Below are 13886 nucleotides of genomic sequence, written 5' to 3' on the forward strand. Positions count from 1 at the left end.
CGAACGATCATGGAGCCCGGTATGGATTCGTCCATGCCGGGCTCCGTCGTGACATACGGGAATCACCGGCGCCTAGGATCTGTTGACGCCACTGGCAACGACAGAGGAGAGGCGCAGCAGTGAGTGAAGTCCGGAATGTGATCATCATTGGGTCGGGTCCCGCCGGTTACACCGCGGCTGTCTACTCCGCCCGGGCCGACCTCAAGCCGTTGGTCTTCGAAGGTTCGGTCACCGCGGGCGGCGCGTTGATGAACACGACCGAGGTGGAGAACTTCCCGGGCTTCCCCGACGGCATCATGGGTCCCGACCTCATGGACAACCTGCGCAAGCAGGCCGAGCGGTTCGGTGCCGAGCTGGTCGCCGACGACGTGGTCGAGGTCGACCTGACCGTCACCCCGAAGGTCGTCAAGACCGCCACCGAGACCCACCTCGCCAAGGCCGTGATCCTGGCCACCGGCTCCGGTTACCGTGAGCTCGGCGTGCCCAACGAGAAGCGCCTCTCCGGACGCGGCGTCTCCTGGTGCGCCACCTGTGACGGCTTCTTCTTCCGCGGCCAGGACATCGTGGTCGTCGGCGGCGGCGACACCGCCATGGAGGAGGCCACCTTCCTCACCCGGTTCGCCAACTCGGTGACCATCGTGCACCGCCGTGACGAGCTGCGCGCCAGCAAGATCATGCAGGACCGCGCCTTCTCCAACGAGAAGATCCGCTTCGTCTGGGACAGCGAGGTCGTCGAGGTCCTCGGCGAGAACAAGGTCTCCGCCGTGCGCCTGCGCAACCTCAAGACCGGCGAGGAGAGCGAGCTCGCGGCCACCGGCCTGTTCATCGCCATCGGTCACGACCCACGCACCGAGCTGGTCAAGGGCCAGGTCGAGCTGGACGACGAGGGCTACATCAAGGTCGACTCCCCCTACACCCGCACCAACCTGGACGGCGTCTTCGCAGCCGGCGACGTCGTCGACCACATCTACCGCCAGGCGATCACCGCCGCCGGCACCGGCACCTCCGCCGCGCTCGACGCCGAGCGGTGGCTCGCCGATCACGAGAGCTGATCCAGATCACCACCACGAAGAGGGAGTACCGGAACCTTGGGCGCCATCAAGAACGTGACCGAAGCCAGCTTCGACGCTGAGGTCCTCAAGAGCGACAAGCCCGTCATCGTCGACTTCTGGGCGGAGTGGTGCGCCCCGTGCCGCCAGGTCGCCCCGATTCTGGAGGAGATCGCCAACGAGCACGCGGACAAGCTGACCATCGTCAAGATCGATGTGGACGCGAACCCGACGATCGCCGGACAGTACGGTGTACTCCAGATTCCGACCCTGAACGTCTACAAGGGTGGAGAGGTCGTGAAGCAGATCATCGGCGCGAAGCCCAAGTCGATGCTGCTGCGCGAGCTCGAGGGCATCATCTAGGTCCTGCCGGAATTCTCCGGGCAAAAGGGTCTGTGACGCCCCCTGCGGCTGCGCTCCCCACAGCGGAGCCGTACCACCGCTTCCGAGCGGCACACCCACCCAGCGAAAGCCCCCTGCGACGCGTCGCAGGGGGCTTTCGTGACCTCTGAGGTCGGTGAGGTTCCCAGGAGGGCCCTGGAAGGGGCCCAAACCATCTCAGACGGGCCTGAGTGCCCTTTCGGGGGACATGGAGCCGAGCAGCCTCTCCAGGGCGACCTCGACGTCCTCACGCCACGAGACGGCGGACTTGAGTTCGAGGCGCAGCCGGGGGAAGCGCAGATGCGGCCTGACCGTCTTGAAGCCGACCGAGAGCAGATAGTCCGCGGGCATCACGCACGCGCCCGGCTGCTCCCACTTCAGGTCGCCGAACGCCTCGATCGCCCGCACCCCACGCCGGGTGAGGTCCTTGGCCACTCCCTGGACCAGCATCCGGCCCAGACCGCCGCCGGAGAACTCCGGGATGATGTGGGCCGTCATCAGCAGCACGGCGTCCGCGCTGACCGGCGAGGTGGGGAAGGCGATGGAACGGGGCACGTGGTGCGGGGGCGCGTAGAGCACGAAGCCGGCCGCGACGCCGTCCACATAGACGATCTTCCCGCAGCTTCCCCACTCCAGCAGGGTCGAGGAGATCCAGGCCTCCTTCTCCAGCCCCGGATCACCCGCCTCGATCGCGCGGTTGCCGTTCACCGGGTCAAGCTCCCAGAAGACGCACCGGCGGCACCGGTACGGCAGGTCGTCAAGATTGTCGAGAGTGACGTTTGCCAGCCGACGCGACACCTGTTGGCCCCAATCCTGGCGAGACGAGCGCAAGCCGTGGCGGAAAACGCGCGAAAACGGCGTCTCCAGCTGGCATCGTAGCTCAGTGAGGCCCTTCGTTTCAGGGTCTCCCGTCCCCACACGCAGACGACAACCATCACTGTCGTACGCTGGTTTCTCTAGCTTGAGCACTTGTTGCTCCCCGTAACCAAGGAGGTGGACCGTGCCCCAAGAGTCAGATCACGGTCAGGCCATCGCGCCCCAGGGGTCGCGGATCGACGCCTACGTCGACCGGTACGCCGCACGAGCTACCGGGATGGTCGCCTCCGAGGTTCGAGCTCTTTTCGCCGTCGCGTCGAGGCCCGAGGTGGTCTCGCTCGCGGGGGGCATGCCGTACGTCACCGCTCTTCCGCTGGACGTCGTGGGGGAGCTCGTCGCCGACCTGGTGGCCCGCAGGGGCCCGGTCGCGCTCCAGTACGGCTCAGGCCAGGGAGACCCGCACCTGCGCGAGCAGATCTGCGAGGTCATGCGCCTTGAGGGCATCGAGGGCAACGCCAACGACGTCGTGGTGACCGTCGGCTCGCAGCAGGCCCTCGACCTGATCACCCGCGTCTTCATCGACCCGGGCGACGTCATCCTCGCCGAGGGGCCCTCCTACGTGGGCGCGCTGGGCACCTTCTCCGCCTACCAGGCCAAGGTCATCCACATCGCCATGGACGACGAGGGGATCATCCCCGAGTCGCTGGCCCAGACGATCTACGCGCTGAAGACCGCGGGCACCAGGATCAAGTTCCTGTACACCATCCCCAACTTCCACAACCCCGCCGGGGTCACGCTCAGCACCGCGCGCAGGCAGCAGATCCTGGACATCTGCCAGCGGGCCGACGTGCTGATCGTGGAGGACAACCCGTACGGCCTGCTCGGTTTCGAGGGCACGACCATGCGGGCGCTGCGGGCCGACTGCCCCGACGGGGTGGTCTACCTCGGTTCCTTCTCCAAGACCCTGGCACCCGGTTTCCGTGTCGGCTGGGCCCTGGCGCCGCACGCCATCCGCGACAAGCTGGTGCTGGCGATGGAGTCGGCCGTCCTGTCGCACTCGACCTTCACCCAGCTCGCCGTCGGGCAGTACCTCGCGACCCAGCCGTGGCGCCAGCAGATCAAGACCTTCAGGGAGCTGTACTGCGAGCGCCGCGACGCCATGCTCGGCGCCCTGGAGGCGCTGATGCCCGCGGGCTGCTCCTGGACACGCCCGGCGGGCGGCTTCTTCGTCTGGGCCACGCTTCCCGAGGGGCTGGACTCCAAGGTGCTGCTGCCCCGCGCGGTGGCGGAGCGGGTGGCGTTCGTCCCCGGCGCCGGCTTCTACGCCGACGGCGGCGGCACGCGCCACATGCGCCTGTCCTACTGCTACCCCGAGCCTGAGCGCATCCGTGAGGGCGTGCGCCGCCTGGCCGGGGTGATCGAGCAGGAGATGCAGACGCGCGAGACGTTCGGGCCGGACGCGCCCATCGAACGCGGCGGGGTGGACACCCCGGGGCCTGACCTGGCCTGAGCTCCTCAGGCTTGAGAGGGCTCTCCTGGGCGGTGTGACGGGCGCTTCCGCTCGCCACACCGCCTTCTGCCGTGTGGAGCCTCTCCGCGCGATGCTTCGTGAAGGGGCTGGTTCGACGACCGCTTCCGGACGCCCGCCACGCGCCGCCCGAGACCGGTGGGTGACGTCACTTCGGGTGCCGTGCCGTACGGTGACTTCCGGCGCCGTTGTGGCGATCGTCCCCGGCGTGATGAGAGCGACCCCAAAGGCTCGGCGTGGGCCGTGAAGAGAGGTTTTTTCGGATGAGTGATCTGGGCCACGTGCTCGTTCTCGCGGGTGGTCTGTCCTACGAGCGGGAGGTGTCCCTCCGGTCGGGCCGCCGGGTGAGTGAGGCGCTGCGCGCGGTGGGGATCCCGGTGGAGACACGTGACACCGACGCCTCGCTCGTGCCCGCCGTACTCGCCGATCCGCCGGACGCGGTCTTCGTCACCCTGCACGGTGGGGCGGGTGAGGACGGCGCGATCCGCTCGGTGCTCGAGCTGCTCTCGGTCCCCTATGTGGGTGCCGATCCCGACGCGTGCCGGGTGGCCTTCGACAAGCCGACCGCCAAGGCCGTCGTCCGTTCCTTCGGCCTGCGCACCCCCGAGTCGGTGACGCTGCCCAAGGAGACCTTCCACGACCTGGGCGCCTCGGCGGTGCTCGACCGGATCGTCGAACGGCTCGGCCTGCCGTTGTTCGTCAAGCCGTCCCGGGGTGGTTCGGCGCTCGGCGCGTCGATGGTCCGCACCGCGCAGGAGCTTCCCTCGGCGATGGTCGGCTGCTTCGCCTACGGCGACACGGCGTTGATCGAGCGATACATCGAAGGGGTCGAGGTCTCCGTCTCCGTGGTCGACCTCGGTGAGGGCCCGGTCGCCCTGCCTCCGGTGGAGATCGTGCCCGACGCGGGCCTGTACGACTACGCCTCCCGCTACACCGCCGGGCACACCGAGTTCTTCGCCCCGGCCCGGCTGTCCCCCGAGGTCTCACAGGCCTGCGCCGAGATGGCCGTCACGGCCCACACCGCGCTGGGGCTGCGTGACGTCTCCCGTACCGACCTCATCGTCGACGAGGCGGGCCTGCCGTACTTCCTTGAGGTCAACGTCGCCCCCGGCATGACCGAGACCTCGCTGCTGCCCATGGCGATCGAGGCGGCGGGCGACGATCTCGGCACCCTCTGCCAGGCCCTGCTGGAACAGGCCGCCGCCCGGCACTCTGCTTGAACCTGATTTGTCCGGCGCCGGGGGACCGGCGCCGGATTGTTCCACTTATGGTGGACGCCGTGCGTCTTCCCAAGAGTTTCGCCAGTGACAACCACGCCGGAGTGCACCCGGACGTGATCGCCGCCATCGTTGAGGCCAACGTCTCGGACGCCCCCGCCTACGGTGGCGATCCCTGGACCCGGGCGATGGAGGAGGCCTTCCGCGCCGAGTTCGGCCCTCAGGCGAGCGCCTACACCATGTTCAACGGCACCGGTGCCAACGTCGTGGGGCTGGGGCTCGTCCTACGCTCCTACGACGCCGTCCTGTGCCCGAGCAGCGCCCACATCAACACCAACGAGTGTGGCGCCGCTGAGCGGGTGCTCGGCGCCAAGCTCGTTCCGATCCCGACGGACGACGGCAAGCTCACCGTCGAGGCCGTCCGGGGCCAGCTCTCCGTCCTGGGGGATGAGCACCACTCCCAGCCGAGGGTCATCTCCATCTCCCAGGTGACCGAGTGCGGCACCTGCTACACCCCCGACGAGGTCGCCGAACTGGCCGACTTCGCCCACGCCCACGGACTCTTCCTCCACATGGACGGTGCCCGCCTGGCCAACGCCGCCGCGGAGCTCGGCTGCTCGCTGCGCGCGCTCACCGGTGACACCGGGGTGGACCTGCTCAGCTTCGGCGGCACCAAGAACGGCGCCATGGGGGCGGAGGCGCTCGTCATCCTCAGGCCCGAGCTGGATGCTCCCGCGCTGTTCCTCCGCAAGCAGGGCATGCAGCTCGCCTCGAAGATGCGCTTCGTCTCGGCCCAGCTGACCGCGCTCCTCACCGACGACCTCTGGCGGAGGAACGCCTCCCACGCCAACGCCATGGCCCATCGGCTGGCGGACGGCGTCGCCGGCCTTCCCGGTGTCGCGCTCCGCTATCCGGTCCAGTCGAACGCGGTCTTCCCCTCACTACCGGAAAAGGCGATCGCCGAACTCCAGCAGCGTCATCTCTTCCACGTCTGGGAGGAGGCGGCCCACGTGGTGCGCTGGGTGACGGCCTTCGACACCTCACCCGAGGACGTAGATGCCTTCGCGGCCGATGTACGGCAGACCGTACTGGAGGGCTGAGGGTTTCACGTGAAACACCCGGGCGCCTGTTTCACGTGAAACAGGCGCCCGGGTGTTTCAGTCTTCGGTCTGCTGCATGGTTCCCGGAGCCATCGTGGCGATGATGCGCTCAAGGTCGTCGATGGTCGCGAACTCCACGACGATGCGCCCCTTGCGACGGCCGAAGTCCACCTTCACCCGGGTCTCGAAGCGGTCGGAGAGCCGGTCGGCCAGATGGCGGAGCGTCGGCTCCTCCGACTGTCGCGCCCTCGGCACCTTCCGGGTGGTGGGGGCGGGCGCCGCCTTGGCGTCGCCGACCGCCACGATCTCCTCGACCTCGCGTACCGACAGCAGCTCCGCCACGATCCGGTCGGCGAGCCGTTCCTGTGCCACGGGGTCGTTCAGAGGGATCAGGGCACGGGCGTGCCCGGCGCTGACCAGTCCGGCGGAGACCCGGAGCTGGACCTTGGCGGGCAGGTTGAGCAACCGCAGGGTGTTCGACACGTGGGAGCGGGACCGCCCGACGCGGGTGGCCAGCTGCTCGTGGGTGGCGCCGAAGTCGTCGAGCAGCTGCCGGTAGGCCGCCGCCTCCTCAAGGGGGTTGAGCTGCTCGCGCTGGAGGTTCTCGATGAGAGCGTCCAGCAGGAGCTTGTCCTCCTCGGTGCTCCGTACGATCGCAGGGATCTTGGAGAGTTCGGCGATCTTCGAGGCACGCCAGCGGCGCTCCCCCATGATCAGCTCGTAGCGCCCCTCGCCTGCCGGGCGAACCACGACGGGCTGGAGCAACCCCACCTCCCGGATGGAGATGGCCAGCTCGTCCAGCGCCTGGTCGTCGAAGATGTCCCGGGGCTGACGCGGGTTGGGCGTGATGTCCTCGACGGGGATCTCAAGGAAGTAGGCGCCCGCGACCGGCTTCGGCTGCTGGACCGTGGGCTCGTCCGCGACCAGGGTCGAGGTGACGGCCGGGGGCGTCGTCTCCAGTACGGTGGGTCCCGTCGGGATGAGGGCACCCAGCCCCTTGCCCAGTCCCCTGGGTGTCTTAGCTACCACGGTCCCTCCCCTGCTGTTTCTGCGGATCTCGGCGCGTTCACACGGCGGCGCCACGGTAGGCGATCTCACGGGCGGCGTCCATGTAGGCCATCGCACCGCTTGAGCCCGGGTCGTAGGTCATGACCGACTGGCCGTAGCTCGGCGCCTCGGAGACACGGACGCTCCTCGGGATCACGTTCTTCAGCACCGTGTCCCCGAAGTGGGAGCGGACCTCGTCGGCGACCTGGGAGGCGAGCCTGGTCCTGCCGTCGTACATCGTCAGCAGGATGGTGGACAGGTCGAGCGTGGGGTTCAGGTGGGCGCGGACCAGGTCCACGTTCCGCAGCAGCTGGCCGAGCCCCTCAAGGGCGTAGTACTCGCACTGGATGGGGATCAGCAGCTCGTTGGCGGCCATCAGCGCGTTGACGGTCAGCAGACCGAGCGAGGGAGGGCAGTCGATGAGGATGTAGTCGAACTCGACCTGGGTGTAGGCCGTGAGCGCGCGCTGCAGCCGGGCCTCACGGGCGACCATGGAGACCAGCTCGATCTCGGCGCCCGCCAGGTCGATCGTGGCGGGGGCGCAGTAGAGACCCGGCATCTCCGGGACCTCCTTCACGACCTCCGCCAGCGGCACGTCCTCGACCAGGACCTTGTACATGTCGGGGACGTCGCCACGGTGCTCGATGGACAGGGCGGTCGAGGCGTTGCCCTGCGGGTCGAGGTCGACGACGAGCACCCGCAGGCCGTGGATGGACAGCGCCGCCGCCAGGTTCACCGATGTCGTGGTCTTGCCGACACCGCCCTTCTGGTTGGCGACGGTGAAGATGCGGGTCTTGGGTGGCCGGGGCCAGTCACCGTCCCGAGCGCCGATGGTGTCTCCGGGGGCGGCCGTAGATGTTTCACGTGAAACCACTGAGCTGAGTGCCTCTCGTACCAACGGCGATTCGCCGGGATTAAGGGGGGACTGGGTCACGGTCGTCGTCCTTTCAACCGGCCTGACTGCAGTGGTGGAACCCGATGCCGGCCAGCCAAGACCGGAAAGGCGTTCACGAGGCGGGACGACAGGACCCGTGGGCCAGCCGAGACCACCTTCCGCGCTCACAATCGCACTTCCATGGTCATTCACTGGCCTCGCACTCGCTTCGCTCGGTCTGTTCTACTGGCCTCGCGCCCGCTTGGCCCGCGAGACACGCTCCTTACGGCGAGCGCCCTGCCGTACTCCTTCGGGGGCCCGACCGGCGACCACCCGGATGAGAGTTGCGGGCGGCTCGACCTTACCGTGCCCGACCGAAACAAGCTCGGCGGTTAGCACCCCGCTGGTCCTCAATTGTTCCTCGGCGTCCGCCAGCTCCTCCGCTGCCCGTTCGCCCTTGAGGGCGAGCAGCTCCCCGCCCTCGCGCAGCAGGGGGAGCGACCACTTCAGCAGCCGGTCGAGCGGCGCCACCGCCCGGGCGGAGGCCACGTCGAACACGCGCTTGCCGACGAACTCCTCGGCCCGGCCACGCAGCACCTCGACGTTGCCGAGCTTCAGCGTGTCCACGCACTCCTGGAGGAAGACCGTCCGGCGCAGGAGAGGCTCAAGGAGGGTGACATGGATGTCGGGACGCACGATCGCCAACACCAGGCCGGGCAGCCCGGCACCGGAGCCGATGTCCACCAGGCGCACGTCCGCGGGCACCGCCTCGGCGACCACGGCGCAGTTGAGCAGGTGCCGGTCCCAGATGCGGGGCACCTCGCGAGGACCGAGCAGTCCGCGCACCACCCCGGGGCCGGCCAGCAGACCGGCGAACGTCTCCGCCATGGACCAGGCATCGCCGGTGAACACCTCGCGCGCGACCTCGGGCGGCTCGGGGATCTGGTCACTCACTCGGGGCTCACTCTTCCTCGGGACGGGCTTTCTGCAGGGTGTTCTAAGGCTAACGGCCCGCTTCGCGGAGCCGTACAAGGACGGGCCGGGAGCGGATCACAAGAAAGGGCCGCCGCCCCTGGTAACCGGGGACGGCGGCCCTTTTCTCCGTCGTGTCGTTACGCGGGCAGGACCACCACGAAGCGCCGGGGCTCCTCGCCCTCGGACTCGCTGCGCAGGCCCGCCGCCGCCACCGCGTCGTGCACGATCTTGCGCTCGAACGGGGTCATCGGCTGCAGGGGCTTGGGCTCGCCGTTGCGCTTGACGTCCGCGGCGATCTTGGTGCCCAGCTCGGTCAGCTCGGTACGGCGGCGCTCACGGTAGCCGGCGATGTCCAGCATGAGCCGGGAACGCTCGCCCGTCTGACGGTGGACCGCGAGACGGGTCAGCTCCTGGATCGCCTCAAGCACCTCGCCGTGCGGGCCGACGAGATCGCCACCCTTGACATCCACGACAGACACCACGGCACGATCACCTTCGACGTCCATGTCGATGTCACCGTCGATGTCGGCGATGTCGAGCAGACCCTCGACGTAGTCCGCCGCGATCTCGCCCTCCTGCTCCAGCGCAGCGAGATCCGGAGCCGCTTTCACGGTCTCCTTCTCGGCTTCGGCCTCGGTCACGTCCGGCCACTCCTTTGTGCTGTCGGGATGATCGTCAAGACTTCTTGCTGCCCGTCCGCTTGCTGCGGGGCTGGCGGGTGGGCTGTTGGCGGACCATCTTGGGTGCGGGCGCGGGCGGCTCCTCGGGCTCAGGGGCCTTCTTGGCCTTACCCAGCAGGCCCGGCTTGGGCTCGGGAGTCACCATGTTGCCCTTGGCGTCGGCCACCGGAGCGGGGTTGCGGCTGTAGAACCAGTGCTGCTGGCCCAGGGTCCACAGGTTGGTGGTGACCCAGTAGAGGATCAGACCGAGGGGGAAGTTCAGCGAGAAGATGGCGAACAGCGGCGAGATGTACATCAGGATCTTCTGCTGCTGCGCCATCGGATTGTCCGGCATCTGGGCCATCGAGCGGGTCACGCTCTGCCGGACGGTCAGGAAGGTGGTCAGCGAGCTGACCGCCACGAAGATCGCGAGGACGATCTTCGTCTGGATCGGGTTGGCGCCGAACGCCGCGAGCTGGGCGTCACTGCTCCAGAAGGTCGCCGGCAGCGGCGCACCGAAGATGTGCGCGGCCCTGGCGCTGTCGACCAGCTGCTGGGTCATGCCGAACTTCAGCTGGCCGTGGGCCATCGCGTTCAGCACGGTGAACATCGAGATGAAGATGGGGAACTGGGCCACGACCGGCAGACAGCCGCCGAGCGGGTTGGCACCCTGCCCCTGGTACAGCGCCATGACCTCCTGGTTCATGCGCTGCTTGTCGTTCTTGTAGCGCTTACGGATCTCCTGAACCTTGGGCGCGAGTTCCTGCATCTTCTTCGAGGAGCGCATCTGCTTGAGGAAGAGAGGGAAGATCAGCAGCCTCATCAGCACCGTCAGGGTGATGATGGTCAGCGCCCAGGTCAGCCCGCTGTTCGGGTCGAGGAAGCTGCTATACGCCTGGTGTATCCAGGTGATTACTTGGGCGACGGCCGTGTACAGCCAGTTCAGCCAGGACAGCTCCACCGAGCTAGCTCCCTTGCGTTTCGTCGGACCGGCCCCGGCGTGGGGGCACCGGGTCAAAGCCTCCGGGATGGAATGGGTGGCAACGCCCGATTCTCCGGATCGTCAACCATGTGCCGCGCAGGGCCCCGTGAACGGCCACCGCCTCAAGCCCGTAGGCACTGCACGAGGGATGGAATCGGCAGCGTGGACCCAGCAGAGGGCTCACATAGCTCCGGTAGAACCGGATGGGAGCCATCAGGGTCCTGGCGGCCGGGGAAACCCCGGCGGTGTGCTGCGCCGTCATCATCGCCCATCCCTGTGAGCCGTGGAGGGCTCACGCCGCCTGAGTAAACGATCCAGCGCGACGTCGAGTTCGGCGGCTAGGCGCTCGCTTCGCGCGGACGCGGCCGGTGGATTGGCGCGTACAACCAGCAGGCTACCTCGCGGAAGACGGTCGAGACGGTCTCGCATGAGGTGTCTCAGCTGACGTTTGACCCGATTCCTCGTGACCGCCCCACCAACCGCACGGCTCACGACAAATCCCACCAAGGGGGGTTCATCCGTTTCTGCGCGCATGCCGAAATGCGCGACCAGTGTGGGACGGCCTGCACGGCTTCCCTTCCTGACCGCGCCGGCGAACTCCTCGCCCCGGCGCATGCGGGACACGGACGGCAACACGAGAGGACCTTGGTTTGACCCTGGGCAGGTACGGCTATCGCCCGCCGGCGTCACGGCCGACGGGCGACGGTTCGCTTACTGCCCCGGCCCGGCGAACCGGGCACGGCGGACGCGTCAGGCGGAGAGCGCTGCGCGGCCCTTGCGACGACGGGCGGCCAGGATGGCGCGACCGGCGCGGGTGCGCATGCGCAGCCGGAAACCGTGGGTCTTCGCGCGACGGCGGTTGTTCGGCTGGAAAGTACGCTTGCTCACGAGTGGGCTCCAGGCTCAGGACGCGCCCCCAGCACATGGGGACGCTCGACAGTGGCTGGCCTGCCGAAAGCGGGGCATGCGAAAGCCTCCGCGTGACAAGCCGACCGTCGTACGTTACGGGTAAGGCGAGGCCCAGGTCAAACCGGCGAACACCTGACGATAGGTTATCCACGAATCCACAGCCCCGTTTTCCACCGACGCCTCGCCGTCCACAGGATGTGCACTCGGCCTCCCCCACAGTGCCACTAGGCTGTGGACAACGTCTTGAACACAGGCTGTGGACAGGGCTACTGTCGGCCCCTCCAACCCCTTATCACCACTGCCCGGACGTGTCTGGCGGCGGCCGTGGGGCTGTGCACAGCATGTGGATGCGGTGTGGATTCGATGTGGATTCCGAGCGGCGACCCCGGACGGGCAGCAGGGGCTCCGACATGTGGAAAACAGGGGAATCCGATGTGCCCGGCGGCCATCGGTGTGGATAACAGATCGCGGTGAGCACGTGCGGTGACCGCGTCGACAGGAGGATGGCCGGGCATGGACAATTTGGACCTCAGCGAGGTGTGGGAACGGGCGTTGGAGAACTCCCTCAACGCGAGCGTCCCCTCCCAGCAACGGGTCTGGCTCGGCATGACCCGCCCGTTCGGCCTCATGAACGACACCGTGGTCCTCGCCGCCCCGACGGACTTCGCCAGGGACGTCCTGGAGAACAAACTCCGCCCCCTGATCAGCCACGCGCTCTCCCAGGAGTTCGGCCGCCCCATGCGGGTCGCGGTCATGGTCGACCCCAGCGCGGCCGGTTCCGACCCCGGGGTCTCCAGAGGGGACGGTTATCCCCAGCCGCCCGCGCACGGTTATCCCCAGCCTGGGGGTCCCCAGCAGGGTTATACACAGCCCGTGACACCCCAGCTCCACAACGCTTCCGGCCTGCAGAACCCCTTCCAGGGGCAGGGACCTGCGCCGACGCCGTCCACCGACTATCCACAGCACGGCCCACAGGGGCACTACGGTTATCAACAGGGTGAGGACGGAGCGCAGCAGCCGTTCCTCCCGGGGGAGCCCTCGGCGCCGGCCCAGCAGGAACAGGGGGGCGGGTACGGCCGCGGCGGCTACACCCCGCAGCCCGCGCCCCCGCACCCGGAGTCCGACGGGTTCGAGCGGCACGGGCAGAACAACTTCGACCGCCCCTCGCCGCCGCAGGCCACGGGCCCGGTGCAGAACAGATGGGACGGCCGGGGAGGCCGTACCCAGCAGCAGGGGGAACCCGCCAGGCTCAACCCGAAGTACACCTTCGAGACCTTCGTCATCGGGTCGAGCAACCGCTTCGCCCACGCCGCGGCGGTCGCGGTCGCCGAGGCCCCCGCCAAGGCCTACAACCCGCTGTTCATCTACGGCGACTCAGGACTGGGCAAGACCCACCTGCTGCACGCGATCGGCCACTACGCGCAGAGCCTCTACGACGGCGCCCGGGTGAGATACGTCAGCTCGGAGGAGTTCACCAACGACTTCATCAACTCCATCCGCGATCACAAGGCCGACAACTTCCGCGGACGCTACCGGGCTGTGGACATCCTGCTGGTGGACGACATCCAGTTCCTCGAGGGCAAGGAACAGACGCAGGAGGAGTTCTTCCACACCTTCAACACCCTGCACAACGCCAACAAGCAGATCGTCATCTCCAGCGACCGCGCCCCCAAGCAGCTGGTCACCCTGGAGGACCGGCTGCGCAACCGGTTCGAGTGGGGACTGATCACCGACGTGCAACCGCCCGAGCTCGAGACCCGCATCGCGATCCTGCGCAAGAAGGCCATCCAGGAGGGTCTGGCCGCGCCGCCCGAGGTCCTGGAGTACATCGCGAGCCGGATCTCCACCAACATCCGCGAGTTGGAGGGCGCGCTGATCAGGGTCACCGCGTTCGCCAGCCTCAACCGGCAGTCGGTCGACCTGCAGCTCACCGAGGTCGTGCTCAAGGACCTGATCACCGAGGACGCGGGCTCCGAGATAACGATCGCCACGATCATGGCCTCGACCGCGGCCTACTTCGGCCTGTCGATCGACGACCTGTGCGGCGGGTCGCGCTCGCGGGTCCTGGTCACCGCCCGGCAGATCGCCATGTATCTGTGCAGGGAGCTGACCGACATGTCGCTGCCCAAGATCGGCCAGCAGTTCGGCGGACGCGACCACACCACGGTCATGCACGCCGACCGGAAGATCCGTTCCCTCATGGCCGAGCGCCGCTCGATCTACAACCAGGTCAACGAGCTGACCACCAGGATCAAGCAGCAGTCGCGCAATGGATGAGTTTTCCCCGGACGCGATACACAGGCTGTGGAAAACCTTGTGGATCAAATGTACGGCTCCGCCTCAACCAAT

Annotated in this window: 15 protein-coding genes; 6 read left to right on the forward strand and 9 right to left on the reverse strand. The window is 67.9% G+C overall.

The features are described 5' to 3' along the window. The first annotated feature begins 119 nt into the window (after positions 1-119). Both trxB and trxA read left to right on the forward strand, forming a co-directional pair. Positions 120-1052, forward strand: a complete 933-nt coding sequence (gene trxB, locus ACFYY8_RS25990; RefSeq protein ID WP_390045176.1) for a thioredoxin-disulfide reductase — start codon at positions 120-122, stop codon at positions 1050-1052. 36 nt (positions 1053-1088) lie between these two features. Beyond that, positions 1089-1412, forward strand: a complete 324-nt coding sequence (gene trxA / locus ACFYY8_RS25995; protein ID WP_352013637.1) for a thioredoxin — start codon at positions 1089-1091, stop codon at positions 1410-1412. A 195-nt stretch (positions 1413-1607) separates the two neighbouring features. Here the strand turns inward: trxA and ACFYY8_RS26000 are convergent, their stop codons facing one another. After that, positions 1608-2228: a GNAT family N-acetyltransferase gene (locus tag ACFYY8_RS26000; protein WP_184716989.1), complete on the reverse strand. Its 621-nt coding sequence runs from the start codon at positions 2226-2228 to the stop codon at positions 1608-1610. 295 nt (positions 2229-2523) lie between these two features. Here ACFYY8_RS26000 and ACFYY8_RS26005 point away from each other — a divergent pair, with 295 nt between their 5' ends. The 3 genes from ACFYY8_RS26005 to ACFYY8_RS26015 all read left to right on the forward strand — a co-directional run bounded on the left by ACFYY8_RS26005 (position 2524) and on the right by ACFYY8_RS26015 (position 6091). Further along, positions 2524-3756 carry a PLP-dependent aminotransferase family protein gene (locus ACFYY8_RS26005; protein ID WP_362782134.1) on the forward strand — a complete coding sequence of 411 codons (1233 nt, stop codon included), beginning with the start codon at positions 2524-2526 and terminating at the stop codon, positions 3754-3756. A 281-nt stretch (positions 3757-4037) separates the two neighbouring features. Continuing rightward, entirely contained in the window at positions 4038-4994 is a 957-nt protein-coding gene (locus tag ACFYY8_RS26010) for a D-alanine--D-alanine ligase (protein ID WP_352013636.1), read from the forward strand. Between the two features lie 59 nt (positions 4995-5053). Continuing rightward, a complete protein-coding gene (locus tag ACFYY8_RS26015) occupies positions 5054-6091 on the forward strand; it encodes a threonine aldolase family protein (RefSeq protein ID WP_390045179.1) in 1038 nt (345 codons plus the stop codon). A gap of 57 nt (positions 6092-6148) precedes the next feature. Here the strand turns inward: ACFYY8_RS26015 and ACFYY8_RS26020 are convergent, their stop codons facing one another. The 8 genes from ACFYY8_RS26020 to rpmH form a co-directional block, all read right to left on the reverse strand. Beyond that, complete coding sequence (locus tag ACFYY8_RS26020) at positions 6149-7120, reverse strand: ParB/RepB/Spo0J family partition protein (protein WP_390045182.1); 972 nt, start codon at positions 7118-7120, stop codon at positions 6149-6151. A 37-nt stretch (positions 7121-7157) separates the two neighbouring features. Then, positions 7158-8012 carry a ParA family protein gene (locus ACFYY8_RS26025; RefSeq protein ID WP_390045188.1) on the reverse strand — a complete coding sequence of 285 codons (855 nt, stop codon included), beginning with the start codon at positions 8010-8012 and terminating at the stop codon, positions 7158-7160. 243 nt (positions 8013-8255) lie between these two features. Beyond that, positions 8256-8900 (reverse strand): 16S rRNA (guanine(527)-N(7))-methyltransferase RsmG, encoded by a 645-nt coding sequence (gene rsmG, locus ACFYY8_RS26030; protein ID WP_390045505.1) that lies wholly within the window; start codon positions 8898-8900, stop codon positions 8256-8258. 224 nt (positions 8901-9124) lie between these two features. Next, the gene (locus tag ACFYY8_RS26035; RefSeq protein WP_352013631.1) at positions 9125-9628 is read right to left on the reverse strand and encodes a R3H domain-containing nucleic acid-binding protein; all 504 of its coding nucleotides are present in this window, start codon (positions 9626-9628) and stop codon (positions 9125-9127) included. 34 nt (positions 9629-9662) lie between these two features. Continuing rightward, on the reverse strand, positions 9663-10607 hold the full coding sequence (yidC, locus tag ACFYY8_RS26040) for a membrane protein insertase YidC (RefSeq protein ID WP_390045190.1): 945 nt from the start codon (positions 10605-10607) through the stop codon (positions 9663-9665). A gap of 4 nt (positions 10608-10611) precedes the next feature. After that, positions 10612-10890, reverse strand: coding sequence for a membrane protein insertion efficiency factor YidD (gene yidD / locus ACFYY8_RS26045; protein WP_184717911.1), 279 nt, complete (start codon positions 10888-10890; stop codon positions 10612-10614). After that, the gene (rnpA, locus tag ACFYY8_RS26050) at positions 10890-11243 is read right to left on the reverse strand and encodes a ribonuclease P protein component (protein ID WP_390045507.1); all 354 of its coding nucleotides are present in this window, start codon (positions 11241-11243) and stop codon (positions 10890-10892) included. The genes yidD and rnpA overlap by 1 nt, the downstream gene beginning before the upstream one ends. 135 nt (positions 11244-11378) lie before the next feature. Beyond that, on the reverse strand, positions 11379-11516 hold the full coding sequence (gene rpmH / locus ACFYY8_RS26055; RefSeq protein WP_171200567.1) for a 50S ribosomal protein L34: 138 nt from the start codon (positions 11514-11516) through the stop codon (positions 11379-11381). 534 nt (positions 11517-12050) lie between these two features. Here rpmH and dnaA point away from each other — a divergent pair. Continuing rightward, positions 12051-13814 (forward strand): chromosomal replication initiator protein DnaA, encoded by a 1764-nt coding sequence (dnaA, locus tag ACFYY8_RS26060; protein ID WP_390045192.1) that lies wholly within the window; start codon positions 12051-12053, stop codon positions 13812-13814. Positions 13815-13886 lie beyond the last annotated feature (72 nt).

It is taken from the genome of Streptosporangium sp. NPDC001559, assembly GCF_042893955.1.
GTDB lineage: Bacteria > Actinomycetota > Actinomycetes > Streptosporangiales > Streptosporangiaceae > Streptosporangium.

Excerpts from the sequence above, each read along its gene's own strand:
- ACFYY8_RS26010 (WP_352013636.1), top strand. The coding sequence starts at position 4,038 with ATGAGTGATCTGGGCCACGTGCTCGTTCTCGCGGGTGGTCTGTCCTAC.
- ACFYY8_RS26005 (WP_362782134.1), top strand. The coding sequence starts at position 2,524 with ATGGTCGCCTCCGAGGTTCGAGCTCTTTTCGCCGTCGCGTCGAGGCCC.
- rnpA (WP_390045507.1), bottom strand. The coding sequence starts at position 11,243 with ATGCGCCGGGGCGAGGAGTTCGCCGGCGCGGTCAGGAAGGGAAGCCGT.
- dnaA (WP_390045192.1), top strand. The coding sequence starts at position 12,051 with ATGGACAATTTGGACCTCAGCGAGGTGTGGGAACGGGCGTTGGAGAAC.
- rsmG (WP_390045505.1), bottom strand. The coding sequence starts at position 8,900 with ATGGCGGAGACGTTCGCCGGTCTGCTGGCCGGCCCCGGGGTGGTGCGC.
- yidD (WP_184717911.1), bottom strand. The coding sequence starts at position 10,890 with ATGACGGCGCAGCACACCGCCGGGGTTTCCCCGGCCGCCAGGACCCTG.